Consider the following 20,333-nt stretch of genomic DNA (forward strand, 5'->3'; position numbering starts at 1 on the left):
CTTGCCGGCGATAGGGCCGGAACAGACAAAAGCTGCAACACCCGCGTGACAAAATTTTCACATTGGTTTAAACAGAATCCGCACCCGCACAATGCTGCGTTGGCCCAGTGCCAGCGCCCTCTTCGCAACCCGCAATCCTAGGACCTTCCCATTCATGGCTAACACGGACGCCTTGAAGCAACGGGGCGCGCGAGCACCGTTCTCGCCCACCCTGAAATCCCACCTGGCCTACACGCTGCTCAGCGGCCTGGTGATCATGCTGATGCTCAGCCTCGTGCGCCTGGCGCTGTTGGTCTACAACAGCGATATGGTCGGCGATACCCCTTACTCCACCGTCGCCGAAGGCTTCATCAATGGCTTGCGCTTCGACCTGCGGGTGGTGGTGTACCTCAGCATTCCGCTGTTGCTGGCCATGCTCAGCCCCTGGGCCATGGCCCGGCGAGGGGTGTTCCGTTTCTGGCTGACACTCACCTCCAGCGTGGTGATGTTCCTTGGCCTGATGGAAATGGACTTCTACCGCGAGTTCCACCAGCGCCTCAACGGCCTGGTCTTCCAGTACATCAAGGAAGACCCGAAAACCGTACTGAGCATGCTCTGGTACGGCTTCCCGGTGGTGCGCTACCTGTTGGCCTGGGCTTTCGGCACCTGGCTGCTGAGCCTGCTGTTCAAGGGCATCGACCGCATCACCCGGGGCCAGGGCGCACAACGCGTGGCGCCGTGGTACAACCGCCTGGCCGTGTTCATGGTGGTCTTGCTGGTGGCCGTGGTCGCCGCCCGTGGCACGCTGCGCCAAGGCCCGCCGATGCGCTGGGGCGATGCGTTCACCACCGACTCCAACTTCGTCAACCAGCTGGGCCTGAACGGCACCCTGACCCTGATCGACGCCGCCAAGAGCCGCTTCGGCGAAGACCGCGCCAACATCTGGAAGCCGGTACTGGAGCAGGGCCTGGCCACCGAAACCGTGCGCAAGCAATTGCTGACGCCGAACGACACCCTGGTCGATGCCGACGAAGCTGCCGTGCGCCGCGACTTCCTGCCGCCGGCCGAGCGCACCCTGCCGGTCAAGAACGTGGTGGTGATCCTGATGGAAAGCTTTGCCGGCCACTCGGTCGGTGCGCTGGGTAGCCCGAACAACATCACCCCGTACTTCGACAAGCTGGCCAAAGAGGGCCTGCTGTTCGACCGCTTCTTCTCCAACGGCACGCACACCCACCAGGGCATGTTTGCCACCATGGCCTGCTTCCCCAACCTGCCGGGCTTCGAATACCTGATGCAAACCCCGGAAGGCGGCCACAAGCTGTCGGGCCTGCCAGCCCTGCTCAGCGCCCGTGACTACGACGACGTCTACGTCTACAACGGCGACTTCGCCTGGGACAACCAGTCCGGGTTCTTCGGCAACCAGGGCATGACCACCTTCATTGGCCGCAACGACTTCGTCAACCCGGTGTTCTCTGACCCCACCTGGGGCGTGTCCGACCAGGACATGTTCGACCGCGGCAACGAGGAGCTGGCCAAGCACGACGGCAAGAAGCCGATCTATGCGTTGCTGCAGACCCTGTCCAACCACACCCCGTATGCGCTGCCCAAAGACCTGCCCGTCGAGAAGGTGACCGGCCAGGGCCGCCTGGACGAGCACCTGACCGCCATGCGTTATTCGGACTGGGCGCTGGGCCAGTTCTTCGAGAAGGCGCGCAAAGAGCCGTACTTCAAGGACACCCTGTTCGTGATCGTTGGCGACCACGGTTTCGGCAACCACCAGCAGGTCACCGAGCTGGACCTGGGCCGTTTCAATGTGCCGCTGCTGCTGATTGCCCCGGGCATTCAGGAGAAGTTCGGTGCGGTCAACCACACCGTGGGCACCCAGGTCGACATCGTGCCGACCATCATGGGCCGCCTGGGTGGCAAGGCCCGCCACCAGTGCTGGGGGCGCGACCTGCTCAACCTGCCTGAGGGCGACCAGGGCGTGGGCATGATCAAGCCGTCGGGCAGCGAACAGATCGTCGGTCTGGTACAGGGCGACCGCATTCTGATCGAGTCCAAGGACATGACCCCGCGCATGTACCGCTACCAGTTGGGCAGCGAGTTCAAGGCCGAGCTGATCGAAAGCCCCGACCAGCCGCAATTGCTCAAGCAGCTTGAAGCGTACATCCAGACTGCCACCAAGAGCCTGCTGGACAACACCGCCGGTGTGGTGCACGGCACGCCGAAGTAAAAGCTCGCGGGTCACCCGCTGCCACAGTGGCTGCGCCAGCTTCGTGCTGGCGCTACCCCTGCGGGCGGCCCTGGGTCGCGATGGGGGCCCCACGTTTCGGCGCCTGCCGCTTTCATCCTACTGAACATTCTCCCTGCCCCAATGTCAGTTGTTCAGGCGTAACACACACCCTGTGTTCCTTGACTCAGAGGGTCCGTTAGATGAAAGAGTGGGAAGTCATTTTTGCCGACCAGAAGGGCGAACCGTCCACTCTGGTGTTGAAAGCCGAGCATCGTCCTAGCGAGGAGGAGGCGGCGAGGGCCATTCGTTCTCACCTGTTTCCGGTAATGGCCGAGCTGGACCTCAACGACTTCCAGGACCGCAGCATTTCCCCCACTGCACGCTGGCTGCGTGAGCACAGCGGCGTAATGATCAAAAGCATTGAGGAACAGCCCTAACCCACACGTTTGCGTGGTGCCTTGGCAGGCGCTACGCTGTCAGCAGGTGCTCGCCTAATATGCGGGCTGGCACCGCATACATTCGCGTCTTGCATCAGCTCGTACTGCCCGGCCGCTGCCGGCAGGTGCGCAGTAGCACGGAAAGTCTATCCATTGCATTATTCAGGAGGACGTTTCATGAGCAGCCAGAACGACGATATCAGCAGCAACGTCCTGCGCCAGATGAAAGCAGGCGGTTTCGACTTCACCCAGATCCACCCCATCGAGTTCTATGCCGTATTCCCCGACGAAGCCGGGGCGCGCCGTGCTGCCAGGCAGTTTCGCGGCGAATCGCTCAATGCCCAGGTGAAGGAGGGCGACGGTGGCTGGCACCTGGAACTGAGCAAGGTCATGTATGCCACCTATTGTGGGATTGGCGACTTTGAAGAGGCCTTCGAGCAGTTGGTGACGCCCTATGGCGGCGAGGTGGAGGGTTGGGGGGTCAAGCACGAGCGGCTCACGGCCTAGCAGCCCTGCGTGGCCATCATCTCAGGCACACCCGCGCCAGGCAGGGGCGGGTTTACCCTAAGCAGCCACTAACGCTTGCGCTTGGCCATATGCTGCAAATAGCCCAGCAGCGCATCCAGTTCCTTGTTGCTCAGCACGCTTTCGGCAAAGCCCGGCATCTTCGCCTGTGGCCACTGCCGCAGGCTTTGCGGGTCGCGGATCAAGATGCGCAAATAACCCGGCTGAAAGTATTCGGTGGGGTTGTGCGGCACATTCAAGTCCGGCCCAACCTGCGCATCCCCCGCACCGTTCAGGCGGTGGCAGGCCATGCAGTTTTGCTGGAACAGGGCAAAGCCCTGGCGTACGGGGCTGTCGGCGGGTAGCGTCGGGTCGGGCAGCAGTGCCGGGTACCGCTGGGCTACCGGGGCGAGCTGGCGCAAGGTGGCGATCTGGAACGGCCATTGCTCCGGACGTATACCGCCGGCCTGCGCTGCTGTCCACACCAGGTAGAACGGCCCTGCGCCAGGTTTGCCTGCACCCAGCGGTGGCCAAGGTTGGTTGGGGTCTTCCACGGCTAGCCAGGCCTGCGCCGGGCCTTTCTGCAACAGCGGCGCAGCGGGCATTTCTGCGGCAAAACCGTCCAGCGCCACCGCCTGCAGGTGGTCGCTGGCGGTAACGCCAGCCAACAGCGCAGCCAACGGCACCGCCCGGTACTGCATGGGGCGCTTGTAGGCTACGTCGTGCTCGATGCGGATGGTCTGCGCTTGCGGGTGGCTGAGCAGTTCTTCGCTGCTCCACTGGCGCTGGGTAGCGCCGAGTTCAAGGTGCAGTTGTGCCGCCGACAGTGGGAGGCTCAGCAGCAGCGCAAGCAGGGCAAGGCAATGGCGCATGGGTACACTCCGACCAGAGAGGCCAGCAGGTTACCTGCGCACTGCCCGTAGACGCCACTGCTGCAGTCAGCCGAACAACCGTGTCAGGTTCGGCACGATCAGCAGCAATGTGGTGGCGAATAAAATAAGCCCGGCTTGGCGTATTTTCGAATGTCTGAACATGGCGGACCGCCTTCTTGTTGTTATTCCTGAGTACCCGTTGGCTTCCTTGTCGCGCTTCGGGTCGATCGCAGTAGCGTGGTGTGGCGCCTTTACTGCCTGCCTTTTGTTAGTGGATATACAACCAACAGTAGGGCGTGCGTTATCCATGTTCGAGAACTCTTTGTTCTAATTGTCGAGATTTTGAGGCCTCATCGCTATGAGGCCATGTGCCATCTCGCTAGCATGCTCTCGCTAGACGGTGGCGCAGCCATCCACGGCGCGCCGACAAAATGTGACCGTTCGTCAGTGCCGCCTACTTGCTTGTACGTGCCTTTCGCGTCAGGCTCTACAGCAGATTCCCACCCATGTCGTTCAGGACTAATCCTATGTCGTTACGCATCTGCATCCTTGAGACCGATGTTCTGCGGCCGGAATTGACGGCGCAATACCAGGGCTACGGCAGGATGTTCGAGCAGCTGTTCTCGCGGCAGCCGATTGCCGCAGAGTTTCGTGTGTACAACGTGATGAACGGCGATTACCCCGCCGACAGCGAAGTGTTCGATGCCTACCTGGTCACGGGCAGCAAGGCAGACTCGTTTGGTACCGATGCCTGGATCCAGACGCTCAAGGCCTACCTGTTGAAGCTTTACGCGCGTGGCGAGAAATTGCTGGGTGTGTGTTTTGGCCACCAGCTGCTGGCGTTGACCCTGGGTGGCAAGGCCGAGCGTGCCGACAAGGGCTGGGGCGTAGGCATTCACCGCTACTCGCTGGCGGCGCACGCCCCGTGGATGGACCCTGAGGTGTCGGAGCTGACCTTGCTGATCAGCCACCAGGACCAGGTGACCGAACTGCCGGAAGGCGCCACGGTCATTGCCTCCAGCGATTTCTGCCCGAATGCGGCGTACCACATCCGCGACCAGGTGCTGTGCTTCCAGGGCCACCCGGAGTTTGTCCACGACTACTCCCGCGCGCTGCTCGATGCGCGCCAGGAATACCTGGGTGACGAGGTGTACCAAAAGGCGGTGGCCAGCCTGGCCAGCGAGCACCAGGGCGACCTGGTGGGCGAGTGGATGTTGCGGTTCATCCAGCAGCCGGTCAGCAAACACGACGCGGCGTAACGGCCGGGGCTGCTGCGCAGCAGCCCGATCGTGGCCCACGGCCGCCCCGGGGCTCAGCGCCCCATCATGTCCCGGACCATGCGCTGCTGCTCCATGATCTCGCGTTGGCGCTGGTCAATCTGCGAAGCCAGCGGGAAATTCCCGCCGGCCCGGCGCTTGGCGTAATCCAGCTGCTGGATCGCCTGGTCAAAGTCCCCCACCAAGGTGAAGTACTCTGCCCGCGCCCGGTGCAAGCCGATGGTATTGCCCGACAAACCGCGCACCTCGGCCATGTCGTACCACACGTCCGGATCATCCGGCCGGCTTTTCACCAGCTCGTCCAGCACTTTCTCGGCTTCGGCAGGCTTGTTCAGCTTCACCAGCAAATCGGCGCGCACCTGTTTCAGCGGGTAGTTGCCGGGGTATAGCTGCTGCATGCGCTCGGCGCGCTGCTGGGCATCGGCCAGGCGGTTGTTGGTGATGTCCAGGTCAATCTGCGCCAGGTTGTAGGTGATGTCGTTGGGCGCCTTGGCCAGTAGCGGCTTGAGCATTTCCCGCGCTTCGTTCAGCTGGCCGCCCTTGATCTGCGCCAGGGCCAGGCCATAGCGTGCAGCATCGAGTTTGGGGTCTTCGTCGAGCTGGGCACGGAAGCGCTTGGCCGCCAGCCCCGGGGTGCCTTCATAGATAAGCGCCACGCGGGCGCGAATCAGCTGGTAGCGTGCGCTGTCTTCGATGCCGCCCGGTGGCGCCTGGTCGGCGCGGTTGCGGGTGTCGGCGATCCGCGACTCGGTCACCGGGTGAGTCAGCAGAAATTCCGGTGGCTTGGCGTCATAGCGATACTGGCGGGCCAGGCGCTCGAACATGGTTGGCATGTTGCGTGGGTCGTAGCCGGCCTTTTCCAGGTTCAGGATGCCGATGCGGTCCGCTTCCTGCTCATTTTGCCGCGAGAACCGGCGCTGCTCCTGAATGGCCGCCGCCTGGGTGCCGGCAATCATGCCGATGCCGGCGTCGCCAGCGCCCCCCGCCGCCAGTACGATCCCGGCCAGCAGCGCTGCCATCATCGGCAGTTGCATGCGTTGCTGGGCCTCGACGCCGCGGGCGAAGTGGCGTTGCGACAAGTGCGCCAGTTCGTGCGCCAGCACCGAGGCGTATTCGCCTTCCGTCTGTGCGTTGAGGAACAGCCCGCCGTTGACCCCCACAATGCCCCCGGGCGCAGCGAAGGCGTTGAGCTCGCGGCTGTCGATGAGGATGAACTCCAGGCGCCGGTCCTGCAGCTGGCTGGTCTCGGCCAGCTTGTACACGCTGGTTTCGACATAGTCCTTGAGTTGCGGGTCGTTGAGCTGGTTGACCTGGCCGCGCAACAGGCTCAGCCAGGCGCGGCCGAGCTGGTGTTCCTGCTGCGGTGAGACGATCGCGGAGCTGGCGTCACCCAGTGATGGCAGGTCGTCAGCATGGCCGGGGAGGGCCAACAGGCAGGCCAGCGTCAGCAGGGTAGGGCGCAGTAGTTTCATGCACGAAGCTCGCGTCGGTGTCAAAGATAGCTACTGTAGCGGGCTCACACGTTGGCGACCAGTGGCGCTATTCTAGGCAGCCCTGCCAACAAGCAGTCTGGCAATGCCTTTGGAGACCCTGCAATGAGTGACACCCTGACCTGCGACGCCGTACTCGACGCCAGCGGGCTGAATTGCCCTTTGCCGCTGCTCAAGGCCAAGATGGAGCTCAACCGCCTGGCCAGCGGCGCGGTGCTCAAGGTGATCGCCACCGACACCGGCTCGCAGCGCGACTTCCGCACTTTCGCCACGTTGGCCGGTCATACCCTGCTGCAGGAAACGGCCGAGGCCGGCACCTACACCTACTGGCTGCGCAAGGCCTGAGTCTTTACCAAGGATCGTCAATGTTCAAAGTGCTTCGCGACTGGGTGCAGCGCTACTTCTCCGATGAAGAAGCGGTGGTGCTGGCGGTCTTGCTGTTCCTGGCGTTCACGGCCGTGCTAACCCTGGGTGGCATGCTCGCGCCGGTGCTGGCGGGCATGGTGCTGGCGTTCCTCATGCAAGGCCTGGTCAATGCCCTGGAGCGCTTGCGGGTGCCCACGCGGTTGGCAGTGATGCTGGTATTTGCCCTGTTCATGGGGGCGCTGGCGCTGTTCATGCTGGTGTTGGTGCCGCTGTTGTGGCACCAGCTGATCACCCTGTTCAACGAGCTACCGGGCATGCTCGGCAAGTGGCAGTCGTTGTTGCTGTTGTTGCCCGAGCGTTACCCGCACCTGGTGTCGGACGAGCAGGTGCTGCATGCCATCGAATCGGTGCGCGGTGAAATCGGCAAGTTTGGCCAATGGGCGCTGACCTTCTCGCTGTCCAGCCTGCCATTGCTGGTCAATGCCATGATCTACCTGGTGCTGGTGCCGATCCTGGTGTTCTTCTTCCTCAAGGACCGCGAACTCATCGGCCGCTGGGTCAGTGGCTACCTGCCACGCCAGCGCACCCTGCTGAACCGGGTGGGTAGCGAGATGAACCGGCAGATCGCCAACTACATCCGTGGCAAGGGCATCGAGATTCTGATCTGTGGCATTGCCACCTACATCGCGTTCATCAGCCTCGGGCTCAATTATGCCGCGCTGCTGGCGTTGCTGGTGGGGCTGTCGGTGGTGGTGCCCTATGTGGGCGCGGTAGTGGTAACGGTGCCGGTCACGCTGATTGCACTGTTCCAATGGGGCTGGGGCGATCAGTTCATCTACCTGATGACGGTGTACGCGATCATCCAGGCGCTGGATGGCAACGTGCTGGTGCCGCTGCTGTTTTCCGAGGCCGTGAGCCTGCACCCGGTGGCGATCATTTGCGCGGTGTTGTTGTTTGGCGGGCTGTGGGGGTTCTGGGGGATCTTCTTCGCCATCCCGCTGGCGACCCTGATCAAGGCTGTGCTGGATGCCTGGCCGCGGCAGGAGCCTATTGTGTCACCGATGCTGTAAATTTGGGGCTGCTTTGCAGCCCATCGCGACACAAGGCCGCTCCTACAGGGATCCGCGATTTCCGATGATGCCGGCCCGGCCCCGCAGTACTGCCGGCCGCCCCCGCCCGGCGTAGGAGCGGCCTCATGTCGCGTAAGGGGCGCCAAGCGCCCCCAACGATCTCAAGCCTTGTTCAGTGCCTGAGCTGCTGCCAGCACGGCATCCACATGCCCGGGCACCTTCACCCCACGCCATTCCTGGCGCAGCACACCGTCCTTGTCGACCAGGAAGGTGCTGCGATCGACGCCCATGTACTCCTTGCCATACAGCTTCTTCAGCTTGATCACGTCGAACAGCTGGCACAGGGCCTCGTCCTTGTCGCTGATCAGCTCGAACGGGAAGCCTTGCTTGGCCTTGAAGTTCTCGTGCGACTTCAGGCCGTCACGCGACACGCCGAACACCACGGTGTTGGCTGCGGCAAAGGCTTCATGCTGGTCGCGGAAGCCCTGGCCTTCGGTAGTGCAGCCCGGGGTGCTGTCCTTCGGGTAGAAGTACAGCACCACCTGCCGGCCCTTGAGGTCGGCCAGGCTCACGGTTTGCCCGCCGGTGGCCTGGGCCTGGAAGTGCGCTACAGGTTGGTCGAGTGCTACAGCCATGATCGCTTCCTTACATTGGGTTCTGTGGGCGCCATGGCTCGATCAGCGCATCGAGGTTCAGGGCGTCGGCAAAGTCCAGGAACTGGTCACGCAGCCAGCTGATTTGCGTGCCGGCCGGCAAAATGACGGTGAACTGGGCATTGAGCATGCTGCTGCCGGTCTGCGGCGCCAGGTAGGTATCGCACGTCATGGCTTCCAGCTCGACGCGGTGGTCGAGGAAGAACTGGCACAGCTCGTTGATGATGTCCGGGCGGTAGGCGGCGCTGACGTAGGCTACATAAGGCAGGGCCTGCGGGCGTACCTCCTGGTCGGCGCTGCGCACCACGTCCAGGGTCAGGCCGTGCTTCTTGCCCAGGCTTGGCAACATGGCTTCAAGGCGGGCCAGGGCGTCCCAGCTGCCGCCTACCTGCAGCACCAGGGCGCTGGTTTCGCCGTGGCGGCTCAGGCGCGAGGTAACCACCGCGCAGCGGTTTTCGAAGGCAGCGCGGCTGAGGACGTTGGCCAGTTCCATGGGGTTGGGCCCCAAGGCACTGATGACGAGGAATTGTTCGCGGACGGTGGGGGTGGACATGCAGCATTCCTAAAGCGATGAGCGGTCGGTACAGGACGGGAGAAAGCCTCCAGTCGGCAGGGCCCGGGGCTCGCATGCGAGGTCTTGGACGCTGGCCGGGAGCAAGGTCGACGGCCCGGCGGGCCGCGCTGCACCGATCAAAGCATCAAGGGTAGCGAAATAAGGCGCCGAGGGGAATGCTCCGCCCGCCTGCTTCGCTTGTGCAAGGCCGATGCCCCCAGTACCATTACCGCTCTCTTTTTCCGGCAGGAGCAGTTACATGATTGCGGGCAGTATGGTGGCATTGGTCACACCCATGGATGCACAAGGGCGTGTTGACTGGGGCAGCCTCGACAAACTTGTAGACTTCCACCTGGAAAACGGCACCCATGCGATCGTCGCTGTCGGCACCACCGGTGAGTCGGCCACGCTCGATGTCGAAGAGCACATCCTGGTCATCAAGCATGTGGTCGAGCGCGTCAAGCGCAGCAACAAGCCCATCCCGGTCATCGCCGGTACCGGTGCCAACTCCACTGCCGAAGCCGTGCACCTGACCCAGAACGCCAAGAATGCCGGCGCCGATGCCTGCCTGCTGGTGGTGCCGTACTACAACAAGCCAACGCAAGAAGGCCTGTACCAGCACTTCAAGCACATTGCCGAAGCCGTCGACATCCCGCAGATCCTCTACAACGTGCCGGGCCGCACCTCCTGCGACATGCAGGCCGAGACCGTGATCCGCCTGTCGACTGTGCCGAACATCATCGGTATCAAGGAAGCCACCGGCGACCTGGCCCGTGCCAAGGCCATCCTGGAAGGCGTTGCCAGCGACTTCATCGTCATGTCTGGCGATGACCCGACCGCTGTCGAGTTGATCCTGATGGGCGGCAAGGGCAACATCTCCGTCACCGCCAACGTCGCCCCGCGCGAAATGGCCGATATGTGCGAGGCCGCCCTTGCGGGCGATGCCGAGAAGGCCCGCGCTATCAACGAAAAACTCATGCCACTGCACAAAGAGCTGTTCTGCGAAGCCAACCCCATCCCGGTGAAGTGGGCGCTCGTTGAAATGGGCCTGATGAAAAAGGGTATTCGCCTGCCGCTGACCTGGCTCAGCGAAGGTTGCCACGACAAAGTCCGTACTGCCTTGCGCCAGTCCGGCGTACTGGTTTAAGAGGAAGTACACCGCATGAAGCGACTGGCTGGTCTTTCTGCCCTTGCCCTGATTATCTCCAGCACCAGTGGGTGTGGCTGGCTGTGGGGCGAGGATGGCTATTTCCGCGACCGCGGCAGCGACTACCTGCAGGCGCACCCTACCGCGCCCATGCAGCTGCCGCCGGACGCCAGCAACGTCAAGCGGCTCGACCCGCTGTTGCCAATTCCGCGTAACGTCGCCGATGACAACGTCACGGGCGAGTACGAAGTGCCGCGGCCGCAACCGTTGACCGGTGGCGCTGGCCAGGTCACCGACTACAGCCTGCAGCGCAGCGGTAGCAGCCGTTGGGTGCTGGCCCAGCACTCGCCGGCCGAGGTGTGGCCGGTGGCCCGCCAGTTCTTCGAGGACAACGGCTTCCGTATCGACGAAGAGCGCCCGCAGACCGGTGAATTCAACACCAGCTGGCAGCGCTTCGACGAGCTGTCGGCATCGCTCGGCCAGCGCCTGGCCAGCACTGCCAGCAGCGCTGACAGCGAAGTGCGCGTACGTGTGCGCATGGAGCCTGGCGTGCAACGCAACACCTCCGAGGTGTATGTGGTCAGCGTCGAGCGCCCGGCCGGCAGCACCGCCGAGCCCGCGTTCCCGTCCACCTCCGCCAATGCCGGCGCCGATGCCCTGCTGGTCGACGAAATGCTGGCCAGCATGAACCGCAGCGCCGAGAAGGGCGGTTCGGTGTCGCTGCTGGCTGAGCGTGATTTCGACGCGCCAAGCCGCGTCAGCCTGAGCGAGGACGGCAGCGGTAACCCGGTACTCTACCTGGGCTCCGACCTGGACCGCGCCTGGTCGGGTGTAGGCCGCGCCCTGGAGCAGGGTGGCCAGTGGCGTGTCGAGGACATCAACCGCAGCCTGGGCCTGTACTACATCAACCTGTCGGAAAAGCCTGAAGACAAGCAGAACCAGCCGGGCTTCTTCGGCCGCCTGTTCGGCAGCGAGCCCACCAAGGAAGAGCGTGAAGCCCGTGCCGAGCGCTACCAGGTGCGCCTGAGCAAGGTGGGTGAAAGCGTGCAGGTCACCGTCGAGAAAAACATCAACACCGTGGCGCCGCCCGATGTCGCCCGCCGCGTGCTGAGCGCCATTCAGGACCACCTGGGCTAAGTGCGCTTCGCGGTACTCGGAAGCGGCAGCCAAGGGAACGGCACGCTGATCGCCAGTGGTGACACGTTCATCCTGGTCGATTGCGGCTTTTCCCTGCGCGAAACCGAGCGGCGCCTGGCGCTGCTCGGGGTTTCGCCGGCGCAACTCAGTGCTGTGCTGGTCACCCACGAACATGCCGACCACGTGCATGGGGTCGGCTTGCTGTCACGGCGCTACAATGTACCGGTCTACCTCAGCCAAGGCACCCTGCGCGGCATGCGCAAGCCGGTGGAGGTGGCCGGTTTTCTGGCCTGTGGCCAAAGCCTGCATATCGGCAGCCTGCAAGTGAACGCCGCGCGGGTAGAGCACGACGCCTACGAGCCCTTGCAGTATGTGGTCAGTGACGGCAAGCGCCGTTTTGGCATGCTCACCGACCTGGGCTCGTACGACGCGCTGTTGCTGGAACGCTACCAAGGCCTGGATGCACTGCTGATCGAGGCCAACCACTGCCGCGACCTGCTGGCGCGCGGTCACTACCCGGCGTTCTTGAAGCGGCGGGTAGGGGGCATGCAAGGGCATTTGAACAATCACCAGGCCGCGCGCCTGGTGCACGAGTTGGGCTGGAACAACCTGCAGCACCTGGTGCTGGCCCACCTCAGCAGCAAGAACAACCTGCCACATCTGGCGCGCCAGTGCTTCGTCGACACCCTTGGGTGCGACCCGGACTGGCTCCAGGTGGCGAATCAGGAACACGGGCTCGACTGGCGCGAAATCGCCTAGCCCAACACCTCAAGCAAGCGGAGCCCAATCATGGAAAAACGCGACGAACTCTACCGCGGCAAGGCCAAATCGGTTTACAAGACCGATGACGCCGACCGCTTGATCCTGCTGTTCCGTAACGACACGTCGGCGTTCGACGGCAAGCGCATCGAACAGCTCGACCGTAAAGGCATGGTGAACAACAAGTTCAACGCCTTCATCATGCAAAAGCTGGAAGAAGCCGGCGTGCCGACCCAGTTCGACAAGCTGCTGGGCGACAACGAATGCCTGGTCAAGAAGCTGGACATGATCCCGGTCGAATGCGTAGTGCGTAACTACGCGGCCGGCAGCCTGGTCAAGCGCCTGGGCGTTGAAGAAGGCATCAAGCTGGAGCCCTCCACCTTCGAGCTGTTCCTGAAAAACGACGAGAAGGGCGACCCGTTCATCAACGAGTCCCACGTTGTCGCGTTCGGCTGGGGCACCGCCGAGCAGTTGGCAGAAATGAAAAAGCTGTCGTTGAAGGTCAACGAAGTGCTGAGCAAGCTGTTCGATGACGCCGGCCTGCTGCTGGTCGACTTCAAGCTGGAGTTCGGCGTATTCCACGGCCAGATCGTGCTGGGTGACGAGTTCAGCCCAGACGGTTGCCGCCTGTGGGACAAAGAAACCCGCAAGAAGATGGACAAGGACCGCTTCCGCCAGGGCCTGGGCGACGTGATCGAAGCCTACGAAGAAGTTGCCAAGCGCCTGGGCGTACCGCTGTAAGCGGTGCGTTCACGCAAGCGCCTGATACCACGCGATTTTTTTTAAAAAAAGGTTTGCGTTTTAAAAGAACGCTGGTATGATGCGCGGCATTGGAGAGATGCCGGAGTGGTCGAACGGGACGGATTCGAAATCCGTTGTACTGGCAACAGTACCTAGGGTTCAAATCCCTATCTCTCCGCCATATTGAAAAATTCCTTATAAATCAACGATTTACGAGGATTAAAAAATGGCGATTTGTAGCAAGGTTTTGTAGCAAAAACCTGACCTGCAGATCGCCATTTTTTTTCGTCTGTCGTTTGAGCCTTCCTTGCTCGTTCTGAGCGTCTTTGGCCTCCGTGGCTACCTCTATATACTGGTGTTATGGTGCTTCTGTGAGGCTCTGAGCCGCTTCCTGCTTGCTTCTGGATCTGGGTCGCCAGTGGTGCGGGGACTTGTACCCGTGCCGGTGGGGGCCGGATTCATTCGTTGCCCAATTAGCTCGAAGCCTTTGCCTATTAACGTGAAGCGAGTTGCGTAGGTCATCCCCTCACACCGCACGGGGTTGAGGGCCACGCAGGTGACGCGGATTAGATCACCTTTCGTTACCTGTGAGGCGAATAGTTCGGCGTCCTTAGCGAAGAATGTGATGGCATAGGAGATCAGGTTGTTGCCATGCTCGTCCTTACTACGGCCAAGCAGTATCGAAACATACCTAATGCTGCTAGGGCTGGATTTAAGCTCAACATCAGTGTTGACGTAACCGCTGATCCCGCCGAAAGCAATTTGGGTTCGTTTACAATTGGGGTGGTCAGTGTCCATTTTTGTGCTCCACTACCTCATGGGTGGCTAACGAGAATGCCTCATACGGGCGGCATTCTTCCGCGTGACGTATTGGGGTTAATTGGAGAAACAAGGTCCAGTATGCACACTAGAGAAAGCATTCGATTGCACATTGTCCAGAATGGAGCGAAAACCAGCCGGTTCCGGCCTTGGCAGGATGCTGGCGAAAGTGAAAAAAAAGGGCTGCTGCGTGAGCATCTTCCTTCAGGGTACTCAAATTGGTTTGCCATCGTAGAGGGTAAGTCCATCTGGTGGGTTTACTCGGACTCGTCTGATGGTGGCGTATGGACAAGTGAAGGTGTGGCGATAACAGGATGTTGGGTGCCATATGATGAGACCTTGGCTCGGTCTATTTATGACTTGTGTTATCCCAAAAAATTAAGCAAGTACAAAGAGAAATAGATATAAATAACGGAGATTTTATGGTTGGTAGCAATAAAGAGCGTTTTGGGAATGTGCTGGAAAGTCTCGGCGGGACGCCTGAAAAGGTTAGAGATTTTATTGTGTATTCTTATCACTTTATTGATGATGCGTTATTTTTTCTAAACGCGAGAGAGGTATTGGGTAGGTATCCTGAAGGTTATACCTATATCCGAGAAGCCGAGAAGCTGTTGAAAAATAATGGGTGGGAGGGTGATGGCGAGCTTGAATTACTATGGTTGCCTCCGTTTATTGGCGTCGGTGTAGAAGATACGTATGGGCTTGTTTGCTTTCATGTAAAGCAGTCCAATAATGGTACTTCGTGGTTTGCTTCTAAAATTGCACTCCCATTTGAAAGTTTAGAACGTTGTAATTAGCATCTATTGAAGTAGATAGCGAAGGAGGTTTTATGAGCTTGACACAGTTTTTTAAAAAACTTGGTTCGCCGCTTAAAAACCCTCGGTGGTCTTGGGGAGGGGTACGCGACGATGGAACGGTTATTCTGCGTGTGTGGCAGGACCGAAAAATTAAACGTGGAACTACCCATTACATGCAGCTATCTCATTTGGAAAAATATGGAGGAGGGCAAGATAATCTTGGATATATGGAACGTCTTAGTCATATTAAACTTATCGAGGACGGAGCTAAGTGCTACATGGTTATGTGTCTTGCAAAAGACACGGAAGGTTCGCCAAGAGAAATTCTTAGTTTTAATGAGCGTAATTTATTTCGCGGGGGGCGGCTGGAGAAAATTGATTCGGAGTGGTTTATAGAGGTTTCGGCTAGTGTGGCCGTGGATGCGGCCTTGTAGTTTCGGATGTTCCGTCAAGTGTGACGGATTATAGTTGGGGATGTGTCTCCAAAATATAATAAATTATGGGGTAGCGTTGGTCGCTATTCTATCAGAGAGATAAAAAGTGACTGAGCACTCGCTACATTCTTCGTATCGTGAAAAATTAATTGAACATTTACTTGTTGGTGAGTTGCTAAAGCACTCATGGAGAAATAAAGATTTCACTCTTGAGGTATCTAAGCCCGAGGTTGATAACTCTGGTTACGACATAATAGCCGAAGCCAATGGCGTTATTAGACACATTCAGCTAAAAGCTACGTTTGTCGGCTCAGAAACGGCGACACAGAAAATTCATATCTCGCTGGCTAAGAAACCGTCCGGCTGCGTGGTTTTGGTTTACTTCAATAACGAAACACTTGACCTTGGACCGTATTATTTTTTTGGCGGAACTCCGGGGGAGCCACTGCCTAGTCTAGAAAATCTCAAAGTTGCAAAACACACAAAAGGGAACTCCACAGGTCTTAAAGCGGATAGGCCGAACATACGAATATTAAACAAAGGTCAGTTCGATAAACTGACAACCATAAATGAGTTGTACGGCAAGCTGTTTGGATACGCATCATAAGTGGTTAAAACCGTTGTCTTGGGTTACAAGGGGTTTAGCTCGGGAGACTATAAAAACATACCACTGGAATTAGGTTGGGGGATATAACCTTGTACCTGTGCCTGTCCGATTTGAAGTGCGGCGGGAGATTATACTCTGGTAGAGTATAAATTATGTCCGCGAAGCAAGGAGGTGGCTTCGAGGATATAAGTATGTATCGTGGGGCGTTACATGTTCGAATTTATCGAGGTCGCATTTCTTCGATTATGCGGTTTTTGTATTCTTCTGCATCATCTTCAATTTTTCGCTTTGCATCGTTCCATAACTCGTTGTATGTGCCCTTATGCCTTGCCACCATAAGAGTTACAATGTCGTCTAGGTTCTGCTGTTTTACTTTGTTATTCGTTCTTCCAAATTCCTTTACTAATACGTCATTAGATATTGACTTGTACCCAGCAAATGCTGCTATGAGCTTTTTGGCGAGGCTTGATGTTAGCCTTAAGTTAGGGTATTCCTCCATTTCTACTAGCTTTACGAACATAATTAAAAACTTTTGACGCTCACGTCTTTTAAATCCACCAACCATGCCGCCTATTTTTCCTGCTATTTCTGCTCTTTTCATATATTCTCCTATGCTGTTTTAAATACAAATAGCATAAGTTTTAAATAAGTCAATGCTTCAGGGATATATCTCCGAAGTATTACGCTAGCTTTTGGCGAGCCGCCAATCGGAGGCAGGTTTTTTAAATTTTCAATTTTTTAAGTGACCTATTCCCCACGTTCCATCTTGAAATTAAACTGGGAGAGATTTTTGAAAACATGACGTGATTTTTTAGTCGGGGTTAGTTGCAAATATAAACTAAGTAAAATGCGATAGAGTTGAACTATAAATTCAAATAAGGTTGAACGGTAAAAATATTTTCGTTTTGCTATTGACAACGTTTTTTGCCGTAATTAAGCCATAAATTGATAGTGGAAAAAATCGACTTATCAATAATTTGATATAAAGTTGTAAAAAATTTTCAAGATTTTTTTTGAAAATAGCATTTTAATGCTTGCGGGTCGATGGGGTTGGTTTTTATCGAAAATGACCTGTTTTAGGTTTATGACAAAAATAGAGGATTTGGGAAAATTGAAGTCGGCTGCTGTGGTGGGTTGTCCTATGGGATTTGATATGTATGTATACATACATATAGGTTCAGGGATATATCTCCAAACCTATGTAGGCTATTCGGTGGGGTAGTGACAAATTAAGGCGTTATGGCGTGTCTTTCACTTTGTGCGAGGATTTGTATCAATTGAGCGTAAACGGCCCCGTTTGACCCGTTCCCGTGAGTTATACGGCTATTGAGGCGTCGGTGGGTATGTACGTGGGTGTATATGGGGAGGAATGGGAGGAAAGAAGGGAGGCGGAGGAAGAAGAAACACCCTCACTGGGTGCTATTATCTGATATAGGCTTTGTCACAAACTATAATGCTATTGCTTTTTTACCCAGCGATATACAGTCCTATGGCTGACTTGTAGTTCTTGGCTTACCTGATTGACCGTTGCACCTGATGCGAGCATATCAATACCTTTAAGTCTTTTTGACTTGCCATTAAGAGAGCCTCTAAAAGCCTGTATCTCGCTTGTATGGGTTCTGGCGACATAATCGTCAAAGGTGCCTCTGGTAAAGTTTCGATGCGTCCACTTCGCTACGCTTTTGGCCGTGTGTTTTACTTCGGATATGTCCAAGGGTGTGGAGAAATTGACGTTGTAGCCTATGGCTCTGTCAAGGCAAGCGTTTAGCCATTGGTTGTAGTCGGGCCAGCCCTGACGGATTGCTTTGTAGGCCCACGCCCTTAACTCATCGAAAAGCATACAGTTACGACCAAGGCCATAGTCTTCTACTGGCTTCTCCTTGGCCTTTTCAGGGGTTAAGTCGATGTAGTCGGCAAGGTCGTCCAACGTGTAAGGACTGGATTCCCATTCTTGGACGATCCAATGTGAGTTGATCGGGTTCTTGCAGATCAACCCGGAATAGCCCCTGTCTGCTCCCAGCAGGTTACGCAATGCCGCTTCGATGGCCGCAGCGTAGCGTAAAGGGGCCGTTTTACCGTCTATTGCAGTGCGGATAGGGGTTTGTAGCAGGTAGAGCAAATGGGCGTGCCCATTGGCCGGATTTCGAGCTATTAGGTTAGGGGCTGGTGCTCCTACGTCATCCCAGTGCATTCCGGCGTTGGATCTATCGAGGTCGAAAACCATCCAGTATCTATGGGTTGGCCCGTTCGGTTGGACCAGTCGAGCAAATTTTGCTTTTTCTTTTTTATTGATTTTTAGGCCACTGACTAAGTCGTCTGTGTGATAAGGTCTCTTTGGTAAGTAATTCTCAAATAATTTTACGCATCCCATTGTTGTCCTCTACTAATTGGTTGTTTAGAAAAAGAAAACCTTGGAAAGAGACTTGACAATAAGATATTTGATGATTAAATAGATATTGTTAGAATTTAAGTGTTTGTTTTCCTGCCACCTTCCCCAAGGTGGTTTTCTTTTTCTGCTTATTTCAAGTTGCCATACTTTAGAGGTTTGTCAAATTTTGGATACTAAAAAGCCCGCTTTCCAGCGGGTTTTTATTATCTAATGGGTTTGACTATTGATAGGGGTCGTAAGGGTCTTGGAATGGGCTTGGCGGCTTAGGCTTGAGCAGTCTTCTCTTCCTTGCCTGCTTCGCCTGCTCGGCTTCTTCCTTGTCAAATTCTACTATTTGCTTGCTGGTGAATGTGTCAGATGCCCAAAGTTTTACTTTGTCGGTAAATCCTAATGCGGCTTGCGTATCGTCCAAGCCTTGTTCTTTGAGTTGTTCGGCAACGTTGAATAGATAGTCCTTTCGTTTCTCTTTACCCAAACGGCTAGCCATTTCATAGGTGTTTTCTCGTAATCTCTTATAGTATTGCTCTGGATTCTCGTCGAGCCTTTTGGCTTCAAGTATGCGATCCACCAGAATATCAAAGCGTTTAATCAAAGGCTCTAGCTCTTCCTCGTATGCCTTGATTGCTTTTTCCAAGACGGTTTTTCTGTTAGTGTCCTCTTTAATTTTCTTGCGTAGCTCATTCAGTTCTTTTGTCATCCTAGATTTCATAGTTTTAAAATTAGACGACAATTCTGCTGTCTTGGTAGTTCTTTCCGTTATTTCGTCGTCTAATTGCTGCTTTTGACTATCTAACTTGGCATTTTCCTTTCTCTGTTCACTGGCCTGTATTTCTAAGCTCTGTATGGTTGCTTTGTAGCTGCTAGCCGTTCCTTGTAGGTCTTTTATCGTGGTGTTAAGTGTGAGGACAGTGGCCCTTTGCTCGATAAGTTCGACCTCTTTTGCGGTTAGCTCTTGCTGCAGCTTTTCTAGTTTTCTGGTGTAATAATTGTGGCTTCGCTCACTTTTCGGTTTTTTGGCTTCCTTTTCAATCGGGCTTAAATACTCGGTGTTTTCCTTTGTTTTAGGTAGGAATTTGGCTTGCAAGCCGTATGCAGCAGCTAAGCTGTTAAAGTGCTCATAGAAAGCCACCTGCATGACCTTTGACTTCCATGATTCGCGTGCTCGGATAAATCTATGGTTCTGCTTTTCCTCACTACGGTTGGGGAGTTTGAAGTCTTCTAATTTTGGTGGTTCTGATATCTTGCCAAGTCGAGCCTTATTCTTCGCGTGATATTGTGATGCGAACTCAAATTCTTGGGCTGAAAAATCATATTTCCCAGTTTTCGTATTTTGAAGGTCAAGGAAGGCATGGACATGGTTTGTGCTCTCGTCCAAGTGACTAAACGAAAATATAATTTTGTTGTTGGGGAAGTTCTTTTGATAGAACTGGTGCAGGGCTTTCTGCAGCAGGTCAGTGTAAGCCTTGGTTATTGCCAGTTCGTTGGGTTCAGGGATTACAAGGATTATCTCTTTAACCCTATTGACCTTCCTTGATACGGCTCTATCTGGTGCGTTCTGCTCGATCTCTCGCTTCTTGGTGGTGTAGTTCTCCAAGAGGTCGATACGTTGGGATATACGGCTGATTTTGTGCTGATTGAGTAGGGCGGCGTAGTCTCCGACTACCAGCGGCTTTTCTCCCTCCATCACAGATGTGACGTATTCTTTTATTTGGGTGGGTTCGGTTGCGTTGATGAATTTAACCAACTTGGATTTGAGCTTTCTCAGTTTTTCTTTTTCTGAGGCGATCTCATCAGACGCTTCTGTTTCTTTGAGTTTAGTTTGTAGTTGGTCGTTGAAGTCGGCCAGTAATTGCTCTGCCAATTCCCTCGTTAGTATCTGTTCAATACCACCCACAATGGCGATATTGGGGTGTGGTGGGTTGGGGTTGTATTCAAACTCGTCATATTCGTTTTGTTCCAGTCTAAGCGAGTGTCTTAACGAGCTATCTAGCCCCTTCAGGTTGGCGTAATTCCTATCTCTTTTGGTTAGTGTAATTTCCTTCAAATTGGTATCATTCATTTCATCCTCA

22 protein-coding genes and 1 tRNA gene are annotated in these 20,333 nt (G+C 56.3%); 15 read left to right on the forward strand and 8 right to left on the reverse strand.

Annotated elements, in window-relative coordinates; genetic code table 11:
* The first annotated feature begins 154 nt into the window (after positions 1 to 154).
* From B3361_RS16190 to B3361_RS16200, 3 genes are all read left to right on the forward strand, one after another.
* The gene (locus B3361_RS16190; RefSeq protein WP_009682022.1) at positions 155 to 2,212 is read left to right on the forward strand and encodes an LTA synthase family protein; all 2,058 of its coding nucleotides are present in this window, start codon (positions 155 to 157) and stop codon (positions 2,210 to 2,212) included.
* A 200-nt stretch (positions 2,213 to 2,412) separates the two neighbouring features.
* Complete coding sequence (locus tag B3361_RS16195) at positions 2,413 to 2,649, forward strand: hypothetical protein (protein WP_009682021.1); 237 nt, start codon at positions 2,413 to 2,415, stop codon at positions 2,647 to 2,649.
* Between the two features lie 177 nt (positions 2,650 to 2,826).
* Complete coding sequence (locus B3361_RS16200; RefSeq protein WP_054881731.1) at positions 2,827 to 3,156, forward strand: ribonuclease E inhibitor RraB; 330 nt, start codon at positions 2,827 to 2,829, stop codon at positions 3,154 to 3,156.
* Between the two features lie 68 nt (positions 3,157 to 3,224).
* On the opposite strand, the gene B3361_RS16205 is transcribed toward B3361_RS16200, so the two are convergent.
* Entirely contained in the window at positions 3,225 to 4,025 is an 801-nt protein-coding gene (locus tag B3361_RS16205; protein ID WP_054905775.1) for a cytochrome c, read from the reverse strand.
* A gap of 66 nt (positions 4,026 to 4,091) precedes the next feature.
* Positions 4,092 to 4,334 (reverse strand): hypothetical protein, encoded by a 243-nt coding sequence (locus B3361_RS16210; RefSeq protein WP_125854757.1) that lies wholly within the window; start codon positions 4,332 to 4,334, stop codon positions 4,092 to 4,094.
* A 218-nt stretch (positions 4,335 to 4,552) separates the two neighbouring features.
* On the opposite strand from B3361_RS16210, the gene B3361_RS16215 reads away from it, so the two are divergent.
* Positions 4,553 to 5,284, forward strand: a complete 732-nt coding sequence (locus B3361_RS16215) for an amidotransferase (RefSeq protein WP_029887109.1) — start codon at positions 4,553 to 4,555, stop codon at positions 5,282 to 5,284.
* Between the two features lie 53 nt (positions 5,285 to 5,337).
* On the opposite strand, the gene B3361_RS16220 is transcribed toward B3361_RS16215, so the two are convergent.
* Positions 5,338 to 6,774 carry a M48 family metalloprotease gene (locus tag B3361_RS16220; RefSeq protein WP_029887110.1) on the reverse strand — a complete coding sequence of 479 codons (1,437 nt, stop codon included), beginning with the start codon at positions 6,772 to 6,774 and terminating at the stop codon, positions 5,338 to 5,340.
* Between the two features lie 123 nt (positions 6,775 to 6,897).
* Here B3361_RS16220 and B3361_RS16225 point away from each other — a divergent pair, with 123 nt between their 5' ends.
* Entirely contained in the window at positions 6,898 to 7,137 is a 240-nt protein-coding gene (locus B3361_RS16225; RefSeq protein ID WP_009682015.1) for a sulfurtransferase TusA family protein, read from the forward strand.
* Positions 7,138 to 7,157: 20 nt separating this feature from the next.
* Positions 7,158 to 8,228, forward strand: coding sequence for an AI-2E family transporter (locus B3361_RS16230; RefSeq protein WP_029887111.1), 1,071 nt, complete (start codon positions 7,158 to 7,160; stop codon positions 8,226 to 8,228).
* Positions 8,229 to 8,389: 161 nt separating this feature from the next.
* Here the strand turns inward: B3361_RS16230 and B3361_RS16235 are convergent, their stop codons facing one another.
* Together B3361_RS16235 and B3361_RS16240 are read right to left on the reverse strand one after the other, a co-directional pair.
* Positions 8,390 to 8,863, reverse strand: coding sequence for a peroxiredoxin (locus B3361_RS16235; protein WP_009682013.1), 474 nt, complete (start codon positions 8,861 to 8,863; stop codon positions 8,390 to 8,392).
* Between the two features lie 10 nt (positions 8,864 to 8,873).
* Complete coding sequence (locus B3361_RS16240) at positions 8,874 to 9,434, reverse strand: glycine cleavage system protein R (protein WP_009682012.1); 561 nt, start codon at positions 9,432 to 9,434, stop codon at positions 8,874 to 8,876.
* A gap of 259 nt (positions 9,435 to 9,693) precedes the next feature.
* On the opposite strand from B3361_RS16240, the gene dapA reads away from it, so the two are divergent.
* The 9 genes from dapA to B3361_RS16285 all read left to right on the forward strand — a co-directional run bounded on the left by dapA (position 9,694) and on the right by B3361_RS16285 (position 15,875).
* Positions 9,694 to 10,581, forward strand: a complete 888-nt coding sequence (dapA, locus tag B3361_RS16245; RefSeq protein ID WP_009682011.1) for a 4-hydroxy-tetrahydrodipicolinate synthase — start codon at positions 9,694 to 9,696, stop codon at positions 10,579 to 10,581.
* Between the two features lie 15 nt (positions 10,582 to 10,596).
* Positions 10,597 to 11,718, forward strand: a complete 1,122-nt coding sequence (bamC, locus tag B3361_RS16250; protein WP_009682010.1) for an outer membrane protein assembly factor BamC — start codon at positions 10,597 to 10,599, stop codon at positions 11,716 to 11,718.
* On the forward strand, positions 11,719 to 12,477 hold the full coding sequence (locus B3361_RS16255; RefSeq protein WP_009682009.1) for an MBL fold metallo-hydrolase: 759 nt from the start codon (positions 11,719 to 11,721) through the stop codon (positions 12,475 to 12,477).
* A 30-nt stretch (positions 12,478 to 12,507) separates the two neighbouring features.
* On the forward strand, positions 12,508 to 13,218 hold the full coding sequence (gene purC / locus B3361_RS16260; RefSeq protein ID WP_004375217.1) for a phosphoribosylaminoimidazolesuccinocarboxamide synthase: 711 nt from the start codon (positions 12,508 to 12,510) through the stop codon (positions 13,216 to 13,218).
* Between the two features lie 91 nt (positions 13,219 to 13,309).
* Positions 13,310 to 13,399: transfer RNA gene (locus B3361_RS16265), tRNA-Ser, on the forward strand.
* Positions 13,400 to 13,869: 470 nt separating this feature from the next.
* Positions 13,870 to 14,439 carry a hypothetical protein gene (locus tag B3361_RS16270; RefSeq protein WP_286920273.1) on the forward strand — a complete coding sequence of 190 codons (570 nt, stop codon included), beginning with the start codon at positions 13,870 to 13,872 and terminating at the stop codon, positions 14,437 to 14,439.
* Positions 14,440 to 14,459: 20 nt separating this feature from the next.
* Positions 14,460 to 14,834 carry a hypothetical protein gene (locus B3361_RS16275; protein ID WP_286920274.1) on the forward strand — a complete coding sequence of 125 codons (375 nt, stop codon included), beginning with the start codon at positions 14,460 to 14,462 and terminating at the stop codon, positions 14,832 to 14,834.
* A gap of 32 nt (positions 14,835 to 14,866) precedes the next feature.
* Positions 14,867 to 15,268 carry a hypothetical protein gene (locus B3361_RS16280; protein WP_286920275.1) on the forward strand — a complete coding sequence of 134 codons (402 nt, stop codon included), beginning with the start codon at positions 14,867 to 14,869 and terminating at the stop codon, positions 15,266 to 15,268.
* A gap of 106 nt (positions 15,269 to 15,374) precedes the next feature.
* Positions 15,375 to 15,875 carry a hypothetical protein gene (locus B3361_RS16285; protein WP_286920276.1) on the forward strand — a complete coding sequence of 167 codons (501 nt, stop codon included), beginning with the start codon at positions 15,375 to 15,377 and terminating at the stop codon, positions 15,873 to 15,875.
* 220 nt (positions 15,876 to 16,095) lie between these two features.
* Here B3361_RS16285 and B3361_RS16290 read toward each other — a convergent pair whose 3' ends face one another.
* The 3 genes from B3361_RS16290 to B3361_RS16300 all read right to left on the reverse strand — a co-directional run bounded on the left by B3361_RS16290 (position 16,096) and on the right by B3361_RS16300 (position 20,323).
* Positions 16,096 to 16,476, reverse strand: a complete 381-nt coding sequence (locus B3361_RS16290) for a hypothetical protein (protein ID WP_286920277.1) — start codon at positions 16,474 to 16,476, stop codon at positions 16,096 to 16,098.
* 855 nt (positions 16,477 to 17,331) lie between these two features.
* Complete coding sequence (locus B3361_RS16295; protein WP_286920278.1) at positions 17,332 to 18,246, reverse strand: replication initiation protein; 915 nt, start codon at positions 18,244 to 18,246, stop codon at positions 17,332 to 17,334.
* Between the two features lie 238 nt (positions 18,247 to 18,484).
* Complete coding sequence (locus B3361_RS16300) at positions 18,485 to 20,323, reverse strand: hypothetical protein (protein WP_286920279.1); 1,839 nt, start codon at positions 20,321 to 20,323, stop codon at positions 18,485 to 18,487.
* Positions 20,324 to 20,333 lie beyond the last annotated feature (10 nt).

It is taken from the genome of Pseudomonas sp. UBA6699, from assembly GCF_002454615.1.
Classification (GTDB): Bacteria; Pseudomonadota; Gammaproteobacteria; order Pseudomonadales; family Pseudomonadaceae; genus Aquipseudomonas; species Aquipseudomonas juntendi.